At 66.5% G+C, this 15,911-nt stretch carries 18 protein-coding genes, 1 other RNA gene and 1 pseudogene; 17 read left to right on the plus strand and 3 right to left on the minus strand.

Annotated features, from left to right (window positions below; genetic code table 11):
* Positions 1-15 precede the first annotated feature (15 nt).
* The 9 genes from VGC77_RS06970 to rocF all read left to right on the plus strand — a co-directional run bounded on the left by VGC77_RS06970 (position 16) and on the right by rocF (position 7,609).
* Positions 16-1,116: an ABC transporter substrate-binding protein gene (locus tag VGC77_RS06970; protein ID WP_331170842.1), complete on the plus strand. Its 1,101-nt coding sequence runs from the start codon at positions 16-18 to the stop codon at positions 1,114-1,116.
* A gap of 69 nt (positions 1,117-1,185) precedes the next feature.
* Positions 1,186-2,025, plus strand: coding sequence for an ABC transporter permease (locus tag VGC77_RS06975; protein ID WP_331170843.1), 840 nt, complete (start codon positions 1,186-1,188; stop codon positions 2,023-2,025).
* Between the two features lie 37 nt (positions 2,026-2,062).
* Positions 2,063-2,842, plus strand: coding sequence for an ABC transporter ATP-binding protein (locus VGC77_RS06980; RefSeq protein WP_331170844.1), 780 nt, complete (start codon positions 2,063-2,065; stop codon positions 2,840-2,842).
* A 41-nt stretch (positions 2,843-2,883) separates the two neighbouring features.
* Positions 2,884-3,792 (plus strand): 4Fe-4S binding protein, encoded by a 909-nt coding sequence (locus VGC77_RS06985; RefSeq protein WP_331170845.1) that lies wholly within the window; start codon positions 2,884-2,886, stop codon positions 3,790-3,792.
* 39 nt (positions 3,793-3,831) lie between these two features.
* Entirely contained in the window at positions 3,832-4,959 is a 1,128-nt protein-coding gene (locus VGC77_RS06990) for a hypothetical protein (RefSeq protein WP_331170846.1), read from the plus strand.
* 171 nt (positions 4,960-5,130) lie between these two features.
* Positions 5,131-5,376 (plus strand): hypothetical protein, encoded by a 246-nt coding sequence (locus VGC77_RS06995; RefSeq protein ID WP_331170847.1) that lies wholly within the window; start codon positions 5,131-5,133, stop codon positions 5,374-5,376.
* Positions 5,377-5,681: 305 nt separating this feature from the next.
* Positions 5,682-6,008: a hypothetical protein gene (locus VGC77_RS07000; RefSeq protein WP_331170848.1), complete on the plus strand. Its 327-nt coding sequence runs from the start codon at positions 5,682-5,684 to the stop codon at positions 6,006-6,008.
* 60 nt (positions 6,009-6,068) lie between these two features.
* A complete protein-coding gene (locus VGC77_RS07005) occupies positions 6,069-6,479 on the plus strand; it encodes a hypothetical protein (protein WP_331170849.1) in 411 nt (136 codons plus the stop codon).
* 149 nt (positions 6,480-6,628) lie between these two features.
* Positions 6,629-7,609 carry an arginase gene (rocF, locus tag VGC77_RS07010; protein ID WP_331170850.1) on the plus strand — a complete coding sequence of 327 codons (981 nt, stop codon included), beginning with the start codon at positions 6,629-6,631 and terminating at the stop codon, positions 7,607-7,609.
* Between the two features lie 54 nt (positions 7,610-7,663).
* On the opposite strand, the gene VGC77_RS07015 is transcribed toward rocF, so the two are convergent.
* Entirely contained in the window at positions 7,664-7,867 is a 204-nt protein-coding gene (locus tag VGC77_RS07015) for a hypothetical protein (protein WP_331170851.1), read from the minus strand.
* A 111-nt stretch (positions 7,868-7,978) separates the two neighbouring features.
* Positions 7,979-8,239, minus strand: coding sequence for a hypothetical protein (locus VGC77_RS07020; protein ID WP_331170852.1), 261 nt, complete (start codon positions 8,237-8,239; stop codon positions 7,979-7,981).
* 179 nt (positions 8,240-8,418) lie between these two features.
* Here VGC77_RS07020 and VGC77_RS07025 point away from each other — a divergent pair, with 179 nt between their 5' ends.
* The gene (locus VGC77_RS07025; RefSeq protein WP_331170853.1) at positions 8,419-8,649 is read left to right on the plus strand and encodes a hypothetical protein; all 231 of its coding nucleotides are present in this window, start codon (positions 8,419-8,421) and stop codon (positions 8,647-8,649) included.
* Between the two features lie 17 nt (positions 8,650-8,666).
* Here VGC77_RS07025 and VGC77_RS07030 read toward each other — a convergent pair whose 3' ends face one another.
* Positions 8,667-9,014: a septal ring lytic transglycosylase RlpA family protein gene (locus tag VGC77_RS07030; RefSeq protein ID WP_331170854.1), complete on the minus strand. Its 348-nt coding sequence runs from the start codon at positions 9,012-9,014 to the stop codon at positions 8,667-8,669.
* A gap of 222 nt (positions 9,015-9,236) precedes the next feature.
* On the opposite strand from VGC77_RS07030, the gene VGC77_RS07035 reads away from it, so the two are divergent.
* From VGC77_RS07035 to VGC77_RS07065, 7 genes and pseudogenes are all read left to right on the plus strand, one after another.
* Positions 9,237-9,704, plus strand: coding sequence for a hypothetical protein (locus VGC77_RS07035; protein WP_331170855.1), 468 nt, complete (start codon positions 9,237-9,239; stop codon positions 9,702-9,704).
* A gap of 17 nt (positions 9,705-9,721) precedes the next feature.
* Positions 9,722-10,061, plus strand: a transfer-messenger RNA (tmRNA) gene (gene ssrA / locus VGC77_RS07040).
* Positions 10,062-10,501: 440 nt separating this feature from the next.
* Positions 10,502-11,536 (plus strand): class 1 fructose-bisphosphatase, encoded by a 1,035-nt coding sequence (locus VGC77_RS07045; RefSeq protein ID WP_331170860.1) that lies wholly within the window; start codon positions 10,502-10,504, stop codon positions 11,534-11,536.
* A 25-nt stretch (positions 11,537-11,561) separates the two neighbouring features.
* On the plus strand, positions 11,562-12,437 hold the full coding sequence (locus VGC77_RS07050; RefSeq protein WP_331170856.1) for a phosphoribulokinase: 876 nt from the start codon (positions 11,562-11,564) through the stop codon (positions 12,435-12,437).
* 135 nt (positions 12,438-12,572) lie between these two features.
* Complete coding sequence (gene tkt / locus VGC77_RS07055) at positions 12,573-14,540, plus strand: transketolase (RefSeq protein ID WP_331170861.1); 1,968 nt, start codon at positions 12,573-12,575, stop codon at positions 14,538-14,540.
* 37 nt (positions 14,541-14,577) lie between these two features.
* Positions 14,578-15,663 (plus strand): class II fructose-bisphosphate aldolase, encoded by a 1,086-nt coding sequence (gene fba / locus VGC77_RS07060; RefSeq protein ID WP_331170857.1) that lies wholly within the window; start codon positions 14,578-14,580, stop codon positions 15,661-15,663.
* 53 nt (positions 15,664-15,716) lie between these two features.
* Positions 15,717-15,911, plus strand: a pseudogene (locus tag VGC77_RS07065) (ribulose 1,5-bisphosphate carboxylase); the annotation flags it as partial.

Here is a 15,911-nt window from a genome sequence, read left to right on the forward strand (position 1 = left end):
ATCGTCGAATGGCTGATGGAGGCAGATGTGCATATCGGGCGGCGCGGAACTAACAGCGCGCGAGTTAGTAAGCTGATCGCGCTCGGCCTGATGGCGGTCGGGCTCGGCGGTGGGGTCCGCAGTGCCGCCGCCGAGGCGTTGCCGGCAATCAATCTGCAGCTCTCGCCGTGGACGGTGGTGGCGCGCGAGAAGGGGATCTTCAAGGACGAGTTCGACAAGATCGGCACCAAGCAGGTCAATCTGATCGCCTCGGGGGCGGCCGAACTGCTCGGCGCCGAAGCGGCCGCGGTCGGCGGCGGCGCCATCGCCATCGCGCAGCGGATGATCTATCCCGCCACCGTGCATCGCGCCAACGGCCTCGACGGCGTGATCATCTGGGCATCGGAGCCGTCGAACCGCTACCGCGCGCCGATCCTGGCCCGCGCCGACAACGACGCGATCAAGACGGTGCAGGATCTCGACGGCAAGAAGTTCGGCTCCAGTCGGATCAGCTGCTACTGGTCGAGCCCGTTCGAAGTGCTGACCAAGGCCGGACTGCCGTTGGATTCCCGCGACAAGAAGGGCCGCGTCCGTTACGAGTCGATCGACAACGCCACAGTGGCGATCTCGGCGGTGCTGTCGGGGGCCACCGACGCCACCACCGCGCATCTCGCCGCCGGCGGCTTCACCGGGGTCTGGCTGACCGGCAAGCTCAAGGTGATCGGGCATTCGCCGGATGACGGCATCTATGTCAACAATGCCGGCCGGGTGACGTATTTCGCCCGCCGCGACTTCGTCAACAAATATCCCGAAGTGGTGAAGGCGTTTCTCGCCGCGCGCGAGCGCACGCGGGAGTGGGCGCTCGATCACGTCGAGGAGGCGGCCAAGATCATCGCCAAGGAAACCCGGGTGCCGATCGAGGTCGCGACCTTCCAGATCAGCCATGTCGGCGAATGGGAGTTCATGGCCGGCGAGCCCAGCGCCGAGCGCGCCCGCAACGCCATCAAGACCTTCCAGGATTGGTACGTCGCCAATGGCGACGACATCCTGTCGGAGCACAGGCTCAGCAATGAGCAGGTCGACGCCTTCATCGACGGCCGGTTCTTCGCCGGCGGCGAATATTCGATCTACAACTAATCGGTGCCGCCGGCGCTCCCGTGACGGAGAGCGCCGGCCGCCGGCATTCTCCCATTCAAGCGAGCGGTCATGAGCAGCACCACAGATGTCATCGCCGGCACCGCCATCTCCTCGGAGCCGGCTGTGCGCCCGCGCAAACCGGGCTGGCAGATCAACAGCCCGAATCTGATCGGCCTGATCCTGCCCGCCATCGTGTTCACGCTGTGGCAGACCGCGTCGTCGCAGGGCTGGGTCGACCGGGTGTTCCTGCCGGAGCCGCTCGCGGTGGTCAAAGCATTCTGGAAGATGCTGACGGCGCAGGACCTGGCGCTGGATTTTCTCGCCAGCATCAAGATCGTCGGGCAGTCCTTCATCTACGGCTCGGTGGTCGGGGTGACGCTCGGCATTGCCGCCGGGCTGTCGCAGAATGTCGAGCGCTTCCTCGGTCCGACCTTCGACACCGTGCGGCACATTCCGGGCATCGCCTGGCTGCCGCTGATCGTGCTGTGGCTCGGAATCGGCGCGCCGGCGAAAGTGCTGGTGATCGGCAAGGCGGTGTTCTTTCCGGTGTTCCTCAACACGCTGCAGGGCATCCGCAATGTCGAGAAGAACTACATCGATCTGGCGCGGGTGCTGACGCTGACCCGCTGGCAGCTGGTGCGGCAGGTGATCCTGCCGGCGGCGATGCCGAGCATCATCGTTTCGCTGCGCTACGCCGCGGGGCTGGCCTGGGCGCTGGTCGTGGTGGCGGAAGGCCTGAGCGGGCTGGAAGGTCTCGGCTTCCTGATCTTCCGCGCCCAGGGCCTGCTGCTGACCGATCAGCTCTTGGTCTGCATGGTGATCATCGGCGTGGTCGGCTTTGCCATCGACCGCTGCATGGCTCTGGTGCAGCGCCGCGTGCTGCGCTGGAAACAGGGCTACGAGGGTTGAGCGCCGCGCGCGTCTCACCGCAATCAGGAATGCATCCATGGTCGAGTCCGGACGTCTGCAGATCGTCAACGTGTCGAAGACCTACGAGGTGGCGGGGCGGCGCCGCATTGAGGTGCTGTCGCGCGCCAATTTCACCGTGGAGCCCGGCGCCTTCGTCACCATCGTCGGCCCCAGCGGCTGCGGCAAGTCGACCCTGCTGCGGCTGATCATCGGGCTCGACGATGATTATCAGGGCGACATCCTCTTGAGCGGCCAGCGGATCGAAGGCACCAGCCTGTCGCGCGGCATCGTGTTCCAGGATCACCGGCTGCTGCCCTGGCTGACGCTTGAGCAGAACATCGGGCTCGGCCTGCAGAACGCCCGGCTGTCCGCCAAGGACAAGGCGGAGACCATCCGCAAGCACATCCAGCTGGTCGGGCTCGGCGGCTTCGAGCAGGTCTATCCGCATCAACTATCCGGCGGCATGGCGCAACGCGCCGCGATCGCCCGCGGCCTCGCCAATCGTCCGGAAATCCTGCTGCTCGACGAGCCGCTCGGCGCGCTCGACGCGCTGACCCGGGTGCGGCTGCAGGAAGAATTGCAGCGGATCTGGCGGGTCGAAGGCGTCACCATGATCCTGGTCACCCATGACGTCGACGAAGCGATCTTTCTCAGCAACAAGATCATCGTGATGAACAACAACCCCGGCCGCATCGTCAGCGAGATCGCGGTCGACCTGGCGTTTCCGCGCGACCGCGCCGGGCTGGAGTTTGTCGAATTGAAACGGCGGATACTCGCCGACATGGGCGAATACGGCGCGCGGCCGGCGGCGGCCTGAACACCGCCGCACAACGGGCGCTGCGCAAAGAGTGTCGCGGGATGAAAGGCGAATTCAACGTGAAAGCGGAACAGGGCGTAGCTGCGCGCAACGGCGGTCGAGCACGGCCGCACGCGGCGGCGGATGGCAAATTGAAGGCCGAGATCGTCCGCAAGGCCAAGGACTTCGGCGCCAACCTGGTCGGCGTCGCCTCGGTGGCGCGCTGGGAGGAGGCCGGCGAGGTGCCGGCGGATTATCGGCCGCAGGCGATCTTCGCCGGCACCCGCTCGGTGGTGGTGGTCGCGGTGCCGATGCTGCTGCCGATCATCGAATCGACGCCGTCGATCAACTATCAGGAGATGTACAACGCCTCCAACCGGCTGCTCGACGAGATCAGCTTTCGGCTGGCGTCCTGGCTCACCGCCAACGGCCACGCCTCGCTGTGCATGCCGCGCGACGGCTATTCCAGCCTGGAAGCGCTGCTGAAGAATCCATTCGGCTCGTTCAGCCACACTTATGCCGGCAAATATGCCGGGCTCGGCACCGTCGGGCTGTCGCGCAACCTGTTGGTGCCGGACTATGGCCCGCGGCTGCGGCTGAATTCGGTGCTGACCAGCGCGGTGCTGCCGGCCGATCCGCTACAGCCGGAGGAGCTGTGCAATTCCTGCCGGCTGTGCGAGCGCGCATGCCCGACCGGCGCGATCCGCAGCCGCAATGACGGCGTGATCGGCGACCTTGACAAGACCGCCTGCACCCAGCATCACATCACGCTGCGCAAGGAAGGCCATTGGCCGTGCGGGATCTGCGCCAAGGTCTGCCCGGAGGGCGCCGACCGCAAGCTCTACAAGATCAAGGCCGGCAAGCGCTATCTCGACGAGCCGGCGGCGATCGCCGACAACCCCGACGATCCCCGGTTCCGCCATCTGGTGCATCTGCGCCGCCACGGATCGACCGGGGACCGGCTCGCCTGACGGCCTGTCGACAGCTCTGAACCGCAGCGGATGCCAAGGATGTCGGACGGTCTCAACCGCTTGCCCTTCGCCCATCGGCTGGTTGCCGCTGCGCTGCTGTGGCTGATCGGTACCGCCGCGCTGGCCGCCGACAGCCTCACCGACTATCGGCGCACGCTGTTCGTGTCGGGGCGCGACAGCACCGCGCTGATCGCCATCGATATCGACGCCGATGCGGTGAGCGGCCGGCTCGAGCTCGGCCTTTTGCCGCGCGAGATCCAGGTGTCGCAGACCGGCGGCTGGATGGCGGTGATCGATCGCCAACAGCCGCGCGTCGTGGTGGTCGATCTCAGCCAGCGCGGCGTGCGATCGCTGCCGCTGCCGCTGATCCCGACGCGGTTGCGGATCAGCCCGGACGGCGGCATCGTCGCGGCGATCGATGATCGGAGCGGCGCGATCGTGCTCATCGATCCGGCGCAAGCTCGCGAGACCGCGCGGCTCGAAGGGCCCGCGGCGATCCGCGACGCGATGTTCTCCACCGACGGCAAAGCGCTGCTGGTGGCCGCCGACAGCATCGACGGCATTGCGGTTTACGATGTCGCCACCGCCGCGCTCGCCACCATCATTGCGGGCGATCCGGTGCGCGCGCTGATCGGCGCGCCGAACGGCCGCGAGGCCTATGCGCTGACGGCGCCGCCGCAGCGGACGATCCTTCATATCGACCTGCGATCGCGGACGCTGCTCGGCCGTTTGCGGGCGGCGAATGCCGGCGCGCTGTATCCGTCCCGCAGCGGCAATCATCTGATGCTGCTCGATCCGGATGCCGGCCTGCTGTCGCTGGTGCCGGCGCAGCCGCTGGCGCAGGGAGTGGCGTTGCCGGGAGCCGTCGGCGCGTCGGAGGTCTACGGCGCATGGTTCGACACTGTGGCCTTCGTGGCCAGCCGGGCGCAGCCCAAGCTCTTGGTCTACGATTTGGAGAGGCGACAGCCGGGCGCTGCGATCCTGCTCTCCGGCGCGCCGGGCGCCGGCGTGGTGGCGCCGGACGGCGAGAAACTCTATCTGCCGATCGCAGAGCGTCACGAGGTCGCGGTGATCGACGCCAATCTGCGCCGCAGCATCGGCGCCGTGGCGGTGGAATTCGCGCCGCTCCAGGCGGTGATCGCCGGCGGATACGGCCTGTGCCACTGATGATGCGCCGTTGATACAACCGCCGGTCGGCGGTCATTCCGCAAAGATCACTGCGCCTGCTGCTCCCGCGGCAATAGCGTGATCGCCTCCGTAGGCGGGCTGGCGTCGCGCCGTTGACAGGCCTGGGCATCGGCGTGATCTTATCGGGGCGGGGTCCAACGGAGCGATGCGATGTTGCGTCAAGCGTGTGTCATGCTGCTCGCCGTGGCGGGCGTCGCGGTGCTGACGGCCAATACGGCGTCGGCGCGCGGCCGGGTGCCGAGCGACGGATTTTTCGGCGTCTACGGACCCTATTACGGCGGCTACTTCCGCTACGGCAGCGGGCCCGACTTCAGCGACGGCGATTGCTACCCGCTGCGGCAACGGGTGATGACCCGCGCCGGGTGGCGGATTCGGCGCATCCAGATCTGCGATTAGTTCGCCGGCGGTCCCTCACATCCAAGCGAGGCGCCCGCCAGCGCGGCGGCGATGTCCATGTCGATGTCCATGTCGATGTCCGTGTCGATGTCCGTGTCGCAGGGCGCGCCAGGCCTCCTGTCACAGCGCCGTTAATGGAATCGCGTCTGATGATCGCGCCCCGCGGCCGGCTCTCGACGCCGCCGACGGCTTCAGTTTATTTTTCAAAAAGCGCTGTCGAGTCGCGCGAGGACTGATACGCTGGGCGCGCGGGCAGGTTTTTCAAACTGCGAAGGTATGGAGGTAGTGAGATGCGATCTTCCACGATGATACTTCTGTCCGCAGCGGTTGCGGTGGTGCTGTTTCTGGCGGCGGGCGGCCGCAACGAAGCCGCGCAAGGCGACCGCCTGGATAGCGCTCTGACGCCGGCCTCGCCGGTCGCGGTGAGCCCGATCCGCGCCATCACCTCGGAGTCCTGCGCGGCGGACGGTTGTCCGGCGACCTGCGGCGCCAACGAGGCGCTGGTGTCGGCGATCTGCGTCGGCGTCACCGGCGCGAAATTTTCCGAAGCGATCCGGGTCGAGGATGGCGTGATGACGGCAACCTGCGGCTCGAGCTCGAACAACATCGTCGTTCTTTGTGCGCGCAAATAGCGGCGCGCCTCATCGGTCCGGTGCGGCCATGGCGGCCCACCGGGAGGAAAGGTCAGTCACATGAACTCTTGGATTGCTGCATTCACGGCTGCTGTGGTGTTCATCATCGGCTTCGCCGCCGGGCCGCAATGGTCGATCGTCTTCCTGGCGGTGCTCGGGCTGTCGCTGTTCCTGTTGTGGGCCAACGAGCTTGGCTTCAAGGGGGCACTGGCCCGGCTCGGGCTGGATCATCTGAAGCCGCCGCTGTGGCGGCGCGACAACTGGCTGCAGTTCGAGACCGCGATCCTGGACCGCGACAAGCTGGTGAAGGCCTACACCGTGGCGCTGGCGCTGGTGGCGCTGAAGCTGATGCTGCCGGCCAACCAGGGCATCGTGGTGCTGGCGGCGCTGGTGCTGGCCGGCTGGTACGTCTTCAAGATCTACGAGGCGAACCGCTATCGCGATCAGGCCGACACTGCCAAGTTCAACTAGGCTGACCGGATGGGCCACAAGCCTCGCGTCGCCGGCGCAAGCCGCGCGCGCGAGGTGTCACGCGGCCGATGGGAACCAAGCGCCGACCTGCGGCTAGGTAAGGGGCGCGTGGCCGGCGGGCCGCGCCGTCTCGAGCCTGGAGGTCGCTGGTGAACGATTCTGTGCAGTCCGGAGCGTCGAAGCGCGTTGCCGTGCTGGGCGCGCCGGTCGACCTTGGTGCCTCGCAACCCGGCACCCTGATGGGCCCGGCGGCGCTGCGCACTGCGGGGCTGGTGCCGATGCTGGCGGCGCTGGGCTTCGCCGTCGAGGATCACGGCGATCTCGCTCCGACGCCGCCGATCGACAATCCCGACGAGGCCTTGCCGGCTAATGCCCGGCAATATCGCGAGATCCAGGGCTGGGTCCGCGCGCTCAGCGCCCGCGCCTATGGGCTGGCGCGCTCCGGCGCGATCCCGATCTTTCTCGGCGGCGACCACACGCTGTCGATGGGCTCGGTCAACGGCGTCGCCCGGCATTGGCAGGAGCAGGGCCGCGAACTATTCCTGCTGTGGCTCGACGCCCATGCCGACTACAACACCCCGGACACCACCATCACCGGCAACATGCACGGCATGTCGGCCGGGTTTCTGTGCGGCGAGGGCGGCCTCGACCGGCTGCTCGGCGACGAGCCGCGGGCCTCGCTCGATCCCAGCCGGCTCGAACTGTTCGGCATCCGCTCGATCGACCGGCTGGAAAAGCAATTGGTGCAGAGCCGCCGGATCAGCATCGCCGACATGCGGCAGATCGACGAATTCGGCGTCGGGGTGTTGATGCGGCGCTTTATCGAGCGGGTGCAGGCCCGCAACGGCGTGCTGCACGTCTCCTTCGACGTCGATTTCCTCGATCCGGAGCTGGCGCCCGGCGTCGGCACCACGGTGCTCGGCGGCACCACCTATCGCGAGGCCCATCTGGTGATGGAGCTGCTGCACGACGCAGGGCTGGTGCGCTCGGTCGACATCGTCGAGCTCAATCCGTTTCTCGACGTGCGCGGCCAGACCGCGCGCACCGCGATCGAACTGATCGGCAGCCTGTTCGGCCAGCAGATCACCGACCGGCCGACTCCGAGCAACGCGGTGCCGCGCGAGGACTGAGCGGGCAGGCAGCAGCGCTGCGGCGCGCGGCGTTGGCGAGATTAGCCGGCCAGATCAGCCGGAATGATTGCGTAGCAACCTTCGAATGGTTTCGGCCTGGCTCAGCGCCTGCCGGCGGGCATCGTCGTCGGCCAGCCGGTCGCGGGCGTTCTCTTCGATCAGGAGTTCGATCAGCGCCAGCCGGCTTGGTTCGTCATCGGCCTTGGCGAGCAGCGCGCGGTAGCGATCGATATCGAAATCAGCCTGATCTTCACCCATGCCCGCACGCCTACTGACGATTGCAAAGCGGAACCGTAACGCCGGCTCGGCCGCGGCGAAACCCGGCGAGGCCATAATCCACAGCTCCGCGCGGCAGCGGCGATCGCGGCGCTACTCGGCGTCCTTGTCCGGCAGATCGACGCTGCCATGACGCCAGGCGAACTCGCTGCGCTTGCGGTGCGGCGGACGCGGACCCGGCGGGCGCCGCAGCGGCAGCCGCGCCGCCTGCTTGTCGATGATTCGCGGCCGCACGCGCGACAGGTCAGCCAGATACCGGGCTGCCATCACCACGCCGACCACGGCGCAACCGATCGCGGCCGTCACCAGCAGCGCACGCAACGCAATCTGCACGAACGCCAGCGCTTCGGCCATGGTCGTCGCCTTTCGCGTGAATAAAGAGGCAAGCGATGGCGCAGGGATTGGTTCCGGGTAGCCGCGACGTCACACAACCTATTGTCGATCGGTCCGAACAGCCCATTTCATCGCCATCGCCGGCAAGTGCACAATGGGGCCATGGCGAAGCTGCGTGGGGTCAGCTAAGGGCTGTTGGAATGAACAAGATCACCTGGGCCGAGGTCGGCCATGTCACCGAACCCGGTCAATATCGCTATCGATTTGGCTTCGTCATCGTCTCCGCCAACGACATCGCGATCTGGCAGCGCTATCCGAATGCGGCCTTCACGGTGATCGAACCCTCGGTCTATGCCGAGCAGCGCATCTTCAAGCTCGGCACCGTCGAGCTGCGCGACGCCACCGGCTCGTCCCGCGACGACGATCATTAGCCGGCGGCGCAGCCGGGCTATTGCGGATCGATCCGCACCATCGCGGTGCCGCTGTCGATCATGCCGAGTTCGCGCGCCGCGGCGGTCGAGACGTCGATGATCCGGCCGCGGCCGAACGGGCCGCGATCGTTGACCCGCACCACCACCGAGCGGCCGTTGCCGATATGGGTGACCAGAAGCTTGGTGCCGAACGGCAGCGTGCGATGCGCCGCGGTCAGCGCCTGGGGGCTCGACACCTCGCCGCTGGCGGTGCGGCCGCCGCGATAATACGCGGCGCGGCCGGTCTCGGCCGCGGCGGGGCTGCCGGCCGCGGCCAACAGCGCTGCACCGAGCAGGGACGCAAAGATCGTGTCTGACAGGGTCATGGCGGAACTTTGCGGTCGTTGGCGGATCAACCTCGCAGCGTCGCTGCGGGCCATTCGCGGTTGCGGCCTGACGTGGCAGCAGACCCGATGAGGCTGGCCAAATTGCGGCGGTTGGGTTGGAATGGCTTATGCATCATTCCGCTGCTTTGACGGGCGGTGTGACGTCTGAGCCTTTGCCGGCCGGATCGAGGCGCTGCGACGGCCTGAACTGGGGTGCTCCTGATGCGGATTTCGCTGCTGCAGGGTCGGTTGCCTCTTCGCGCGCTGCGCCGCCGCCGCGGCGTCCCCCGTCCCCGGCTGCCGGCGCGGCTGGCGGCGCTGCTCGGTCTGGCGCTTGGCCTCGTGCCGGCCGCGGCGCGCGATCTCGGGCAATGGGAGGGCAGCGATCCGGAGCTGCGGGCCTGGTATCGCTCGCTGATGCAGCCGGACTTTCCCACGGTGTCGTGCTGCGGCGAGGCAGACGCCTATTGGGCGGATTCCTATGAAATCCGCGACGGCCAATATGTCGCCATCATCACCGATCCGCGGCCCGACGCGCCGTTGCGCCGGCCGCATCTGGAGATCGGCACCAAGATCGTGGTTCCCAACCACAAGCTGAAATGGGACAGCGGTAATCCCACGGGCCACGGCATCATTTTCCTCGGCGGCCCGGGCTATGTGTTCTGCTATCTGCCGCCGGGCGGGGTGTGAGCCGCATCCACGGTTTTGTGTTGGTGGCCGGCGACGATCTGGGCTACAATGACCGGGTCGAAAGACGATGGCGCTGAAACTCAACGCGGACTGCGGGCAGACCCGGGGGCAGTACCCGGCGCCTCCACCCGAGCAGCCAGCATGCCGGTCTCTCATTCTGCGAGACGGACATTGGGCTGCTCCGGCGGGGGCGAAACAGGATCGATGGCCGCGAAGAAGTGTTGAATTGTTCCCGGCATGATACCGCCGTTATCGGGTCAAAACCTAAATGCAAACGATAACGTTCGCATGAACGAAGTGCGCCTCGCGGCGTAACCGTTCGGGGTAGGTCCACCTAGCAACAGAACGGCCATGGCCGCGTCGTCCTTAACCGGGCGGCGCGGCTTTTTCGTTGCTGCGCTGCGCTCGATTGCGGTGCCGTGCTTCGTTGCGTCGCCGCGATTGATTGTTGCGCCGCGCGCAGCCTGCGCCCGTGTGCTTGCTCCGCGCGCTGATTGCCGCGCGGCGAGCGTCGCCGCCGTCATTTGCGCTGGATCAAGGGCAGTTACTTGCCGCCATGCAGAGTGGATTGCTGCGATCGTCAAGCAACTGGCGTGAGCTTCAACGATTGCGGTTGCTTGCGAGCCCTCAGGCTGGCAAATCCGATGGCGCTGGAGCGGTCCGTGATATAAGAAAATCTTTGACGGTAACGAAGATAATGAAATTCTGGTATTTCACCGATCCAGTCCATATCCATCCGCAGCAACGATGACCAGATCGGTCGGACGCTTGCACTGCCGTACCCCGAGGACATGACCATGCCACAAGGCCTGACGCTGTCGCGCCACACGAGTAAGTATGCAGGGACGGACAAGCTGCGGCTCGCTGTTGCCGCCGCCATCGACGCCATCGCCGCCGCCTCGATCGAGATTTCGGAATTGATCGGCCGCGGCCCGCTCGCCGGCATCACCGGCGAAGCCCAGGGCTCCAGCAACGCCGACGGCGACGTGCAGAAGGACCTCGACGTCCGCTGCGACGAGATGATCATGAGCGGACTGCAGCGGATTCCGTTCGCAGCGCTTGCGTCCGAGGAATCCGAGGATCTGGTGCTCGGCGATCCCGCCGCGCCGATCTCGGTGGCGTTCGACCCGCTCGACGGCTCCTCCAACATCGATACCAACATGACGGTCGGCACGATCTTCTCGATCGTGCAGAACAAGCCCGGCCAGCCGCCATTCTCCGCGCCGGGCCACGCCCAGCTCGCCGCCGGCTTCGTGGTCTACGGGCCGCAGACCTCCTTGGTGCTGACGGTCGGCGAGGGCGTCGATATTTTCACGCTGGATCGCCGCGATCGCACCTACAAGCGCATCCGTAGCCAGGTGCAAATTCCCGAGCACACCGCCGAATTCGCCATCAACGCCTCCAACCATCGGCACTGGGAACAGCCGGTGCGCGACTTCGTCGATGAGTGCCTCGCCGGCGCCGACGGTCCGCGCAGCAAGGACTTCAACATGCGCTGGATCGGCTCCTTGGTCGCCGAAGCCTATCGCATCCTGACCCGCGGCGGCATTTTCCTGTATCCCGGCGATTCCCGGCCGGGCTACGGCGACGGCCGGCTGCGGCTGCTCTACGAATGCCATCCGATGGCGTTCATCATCGAACAGGCCGGCGGCGCCGCCTCGACCGGGCGCGAGCGCGTGCTCGATCTCGCCGCCACATCGATCCACCAGCGCGCGCCGCTGATCATGGGATCGCTCGACAAGGTGCAGCGCATCGAATTGCTGCATCACGATCCCGACGCCGCCAACATCACCGCTCCCTTGTTCGGGCATCGCGGTCTGTTCCGAGTCTGAGAGAGCCGGAGTTCAAAGCAACCAAATGTCCCGCAAGCATCCGATCATTTCCATCACCGGCTCCTCCGGCGCCGGCACCACCTCAGTCAAGCGTACCTTCGAGCAGATCTTCCGACGCGAGAATGTCAACGCCGCCTATATCGAGGGCGACGCCTTCCACCGCTACAACCGCGCCGACATGCGTACCCGGATGGCCGAGGAGGCCGCGCTCGGCAACAAGCATTTCAGCCATTTCAGCCCGGATACCAATCTGTTCGAGGAACTGGAGAGCACCTTCCGCGACTACAGTACCACCGGCACCGGCAAGACCCGCTACTACGTCCACGACGACAAGGAAGCCGCGATCCACGGCGTCGCGCCCGGCAATTTCACCGACTGGCAGACGCTGCCCGAGGGCTCCGACCTGTTGTTCTATGAAGGCCTGCACGGCGCGGTGATGACCGAAACGGTCAACGTCGCCCAGCACGCCGACCTCAAGATCGGCGTCGTCCCGGTGATCAATCTGGAATGGATCCAGAAGCTGCACCGCGACCGCAGCGACCGCGGCTACTCCACCGAGGCGGTGACCGACACCATCCTGCGCCGGATGCCGGACTATGTGCATTACATCGTGCCGCAATTCGGCGAGACCGACATCAACTTCCAGCGCGTGCCCACCGTCGACACCTCGAACCCGTTCATCGCCCGCTGGATCCCGACGCCCGACGAATCCATGGTGGTGATCCGCTTCAAGAGCCCGCGCGGCATCGACTTCGCCTATCTGCTGTCGATGATCCAGGGCAGCTTCATGTCGCGCGCCAATTCGATCGTGATCCACGGCTCCAAGCTCGACCTCGCCATGCAGCTGATCCTGACCCCCTTGATCATGCAGCTGATCGAACGCAAGCGCGGCGCCAAGTAACGCCGCAGCCTAAGTCATCCTGCCCGCGGGCGCTGCCGCGTCCGTCACTCCATCCGTAGCTCAGCCATCCCGGAGGCTTTCTTGAATATTGCGACGCATGCCACGCCGATCCACCACGCCGTTCCGCACCGCGAGATGGCCAATGCGATCCGTTTTCTGGCGATCGACGCGGTCGAAAAGGCCAAGTCGGGACACCCCGGCATGCCGATGGGCATGGCGGATGTCGCCACCGTGCTGTTCTCGCGCTTCCTGAAGTTCGACGCCGCCGATCCCGCCTGGCCGGACCGCGACCGTTTCGTGCTGTCGGCGGGGCACGGCTCGATGCTGCTCTATGCGCTGTTGTATCTGACCGGCAACAGCGACGTCACCATCGACCAAATCAAGGCGTTCCGGCAGTGGGGCTCGAAGACCCCGGGGCATCCGGAATACGGCCACACCAAGGGCGTCGAGACCACCACCGGCCCGCTGGGGCAGGGGCTCGCCACCGCGGTCGGCATGGCCTTGGCCGAGCGGATGATGAACGCCCGGTTCGGCGACGACGTGGTCGATCACTATACTTACGTGATCGCCGGCGACGGCTGCCTGATGGAGGGCATCAGCCACGAGGCGATTTCGCTCGCCGGTCACCTGAAGCTCAACAAGCTGATCGTGCTGTTCGACGACAACCAGATTTCGATCGACGGCGCCACTTCGCTGTCGTGCTCGGACGACCAGGTGGCGCGGTTTGCCGCCTCGGGCTGGGCCGCGAGCCGGGTCGACGGGCATGATCCCGAAGCCGTCGCCGCCGCGATCGAGCAAGCCAAGCAAAGCGACCGGCCGACGCTGATCGCCTGCCGCACCGTGATCGGCTTCGGCTCGCCCGGCCGTGCCGGCTCGGAAAAGGCCCACGGCGCGCCGCTCGGCGCCGAAGAGATCGAAAAGACCCGCGCGGCTCTCGAGTGGCCGCATGCGCCGTTCGAGATTCCGGAGCCGATCCTGAAATCCTGGCGCGAGATCGGCAAGCGCGGCGAGGCGGCGCACACCGCCTGGAGCGAGCGCTTCGCCGCCCATGACGCCGGCGTCCGCACCGCCTTCGACGACGCGCTGCAGGGCAAATTGTCCGCCGCCTATGACGGCGCGCTCAAGGCCCTGGTGGAAAAATTCTCCACCGAGCGGCCGAACATCGCCACCCGGCAGGCCTCGCAGCTCACCATCGACACCATCGTCGCGGCGTCACCGAACATCCTCGGCGGTTCGGCGGATTTGACGCATTCCAACCTGACCCACGCCAAGGGCACCGCCTCGGTCACGCCGGTTTCCTTCGCCGGCAGCTACATCCATTACGGCATCCGCGAGCACGGCATGGCGGCGGCGATGAACGGCATCGCGCTGCATGGCGGCTTCATCCCGTTCGGCGGCACCTTCCTGTCGTTCGCCGACTACAGCCGGGGCGCGATCCGGCTCGGCGCCTTGATGGGCGTCCGCGTCATCCACGTGATGACCCACGACTCGATCGGGCTCGGCGAAGACGGTCCGACCCACCAGCCGGTGGAACAGGTCGCCTCGTTGCGTGCGATCCCCAATCTGTTGGTGTTTCGCCCGGCCGACGCGGTGGAGACCGCGGAAGCCTGGGACTGCGCGCTGAAACAGCCGCACCGGCCCTCGCTCTTGGCGCTGTCGCGCCAGGCGCTGCCGACCGCGCGCGCGGGCCTCAGCGACACCAACCAGGTGGCGCGCGGCGCTTATCTGGTGGTCGATCCCGGCGCCAAGCGCGACGTCACCCTGATCGCCACCGGGTCGGAAGTGGCAATCGCTGCCGACGCCGCCAAGCAGCTCGGCGAGGCCGGCATTGCCGCCGCGGTGGTCTCTGCACCCTGCTTCGAATTGTTCGCGGAACAGCCGGAGGCCTATCGCGACGCCATCCTGGGAACCGGGCCGCGGGTCGGTGTCGAGGCGGCGATCGCCGCGGATTGGTATCGCTGGATCGGCGACAAGGGCGAATTCGTCGGCATGACCGGGTTCGGCGCCTCGGCGCCGGCGAGCGTGCTATACCGTGAGTTCGGCATCACCGCGGATGCGGTGGCGAAGGCGGCGCAGCGCGCAATCGCGCGCGCGAAACATTGACATTGACGAAGCGTCCACAGGACAGCCAGGAGGCATTATGGCGCGTATCACTTTGAGGCAATTGCTGGATCACGCGGCCGAGCAGGGCTACGGCGTGCCGGCATTCAACATCAACAACATGGAGCAGGGGCTGGCGATCATGGAGGCGGCGGCCGCGGTCGAAGCGCCGGTGATCATCCAGGCCTCGCGCGGCGCCCGCGCCTATGCCAACGACATCGTGCTGGCGAAGCTGATCGATGGCCTGGCGGAGATGTATCCGGAGATTCCGCTGTGCATGCATCAGGACCACGGCAATGACGAAGCCACCTGCGCCACTGCGATCCGCTACGGCTTCACCTCGGTGATGATGGACGGCTCCCTGAAGGCCGACGCCAAGACCGCCGCGGATTACGACTACAACGTCGCCATCACCCGCCGCGTCACCGACCTCGCGCATTGGGTCGGCGCCTCGGTGGAAGGCGAACTCGGCGTGCTCGGCTCGCTGGAACACGGCGGCGGCGAGCAGGAAGACGGCCACGGCGTCGAGGGCAAGGTCAGCCGCGATCAGCTTCTCACCGATCCCGACCAGGCGGTCGACTTCGTCCGCGCCACCAAGGTCGACGCGCTGGCGATCGCGATGGGCACCTCGCATGGCGCCTACAAATTCTCGCGCAAGCCCGACGGCGAAGTGCTGGCGATGAAGGTGGTCGAGGAAATCCACCGCCGGCTGCCCAACACCCATCTGGTGATGCACGGCTCCTCCTCGGTGCCGCAGGATCTGCAGGACGCCTTCAACAAATACGGCGGCGCGATGCCGCAGACCTTCGGCGTGCCGGTGGAAGAGATCGTGCGCGGCATCAAGCACGGCGTGCGCAAGGTCAACATCGACACCGACTGCCGGCTGGCGATGACCGGCGTATTCCGCAAGATCGCCACCGAGAACAAGGCCGAGTTCGATCCGCGCAAGTTCCTGAAGCCGGCGATGGATGCGATGCGCGACCTCTGCAAGCTGCGCTTCGAGCAGTTCGGCACCGCGGGGCAGGCCGGCAAGATCAAGGTGATCCCGCTGTCGGAGATGGCCAAGCGCTACAAATCCGGCGCGCTCGACCCGCAAATCGGCACGGTCGCCCGCGCCGCCGAATAAGCCACCCAGCAACCGGCGAACCCGGCCGGACAACGAAGACCAAGGACAACATCATGGACCAGTCCGATCGCTATTCGAACCTCAACCTCGTGGAAAAGGACCTGATCGCGGGCGGCCGGCACGTGCTGTGCGCCTACATCATGAAGCCGAAGGCCGGGTTCGGAAACTATCTGCAGACCGCGGCGCATTTCGCCGCGGAATCCTCCACCGGCACCAATGTCGAAGTCTCCACCACCGACGATTTCACC

This window comes from Rhodopseudomonas sp., from assembly GCF_036404135.1.
In the GTDB taxonomy this organism is placed as follows: Bacteria; Pseudomonadota; Alphaproteobacteria; order Rhizobiales; family Xanthobacteraceae; genus Rhodopseudomonas_A.

What these genes read in the sequence shown, in the direction of transcription:
- VGC77_RS06970 (WP_331170842.1), top strand. Translation starts at nt 16, where the DNA reads ATGGAGGCAGATGTGCATATCGGGCGGCGCGGAACTAACAGCGCGCGA.
- VGC77_RS06975 (WP_331170843.1), top strand. Translation starts at nt 1,186, where the DNA reads ATGAGCAGCACCACAGATGTCATCGCCGGCACCGCCATCTCCTCGGAG.
- VGC77_RS06980 (WP_331170844.1), top strand. Translation starts at nt 2,063, where the DNA reads ATGGTCGAGTCCGGACGTCTGCAGATCGTCAACGTGTCGAAGACCTAC.
- VGC77_RS06985 (WP_331170845.1), top strand. Translation starts at nt 2,884, where the DNA reads ATGAAAGGCGAATTCAACGTGAAAGCGGAACAGGGCGTAGCTGCGCGC.
- VGC77_RS06990 (WP_331170846.1), top strand. Translation starts at nt 3,832, where the DNA reads ATGTCGGACGGTCTCAACCGCTTGCCCTTCGCCCATCGGCTGGTTGCC.
- VGC77_RS06995 (WP_331170847.1), top strand. Translation starts at nt 5,131, where the DNA reads ATGTTGCGTCAAGCGTGTGTCATGCTGCTCGCCGTGGCGGGCGTCGCG.
- VGC77_RS07000 (WP_331170848.1), top strand. Translation starts at nt 5,682, where the DNA reads ATGATACTTCTGTCCGCAGCGGTTGCGGTGGTGCTGTTTCTGGCGGCG.
- VGC77_RS07005 (WP_331170849.1), top strand. Translation starts at nt 6,069, where the DNA reads ATGAACTCTTGGATTGCTGCATTCACGGCTGCTGTGGTGTTCATCATC.
- VGC77_RS07015 (WP_331170851.1), bottom strand. Translation starts at nt 7,867, where the DNA reads ATGGGTGAAGATCAGGCTGATTTCGATATCGATCGCTACCGCGCGCTG.
- VGC77_RS07020 (WP_331170852.1), bottom strand. Translation starts at nt 8,239, where the DNA reads ATGGCCGAAGCGCTGGCGTTCGTGCAGATTGCGTTGCGTGCGCTGCTG.
- VGC77_RS07025 (WP_331170853.1), top strand. Translation starts at nt 8,419, where the DNA reads ATGAACAAGATCACCTGGGCCGAGGTCGGCCATGTCACCGAACCCGGT.
- VGC77_RS07030 (WP_331170854.1), bottom strand. Translation starts at nt 9,014, where the DNA reads ATGACCCTGTCAGACACGATCTTTGCGTCCCTGCTCGGTGCAGCGCTG.
- VGC77_RS07035 (WP_331170855.1), top strand. Translation starts at nt 9,237, where the DNA reads ATGCGGATTTCGCTGCTGCAGGGTCGGTTGCCTCTTCGCGCGCTGCGC.
- VGC77_RS07045 (WP_331170860.1), top strand. Translation starts at nt 10,502, where the DNA reads ATGCCACAAGGCCTGACGCTGTCGCGCCACACGAGTAAGTATGCAGGG.
- VGC77_RS07050 (WP_331170856.1), top strand. Translation starts at nt 11,562, where the DNA reads ATGTCCCGCAAGCATCCGATCATTTCCATCACCGGCTCCTCCGGCGCC.
- tkt (WP_331170861.1), top strand. Translation starts at nt 12,573, where the DNA reads ATGGCCAATGCGATCCGTTTTCTGGCGATCGACGCGGTCGAAAAGGCC.
- fba (WP_331170857.1), top strand. Translation starts at nt 14,578, where the DNA reads ATGGCGCGTATCACTTTGAGGCAATTGCTGGATCACGCGGCCGAGCAG.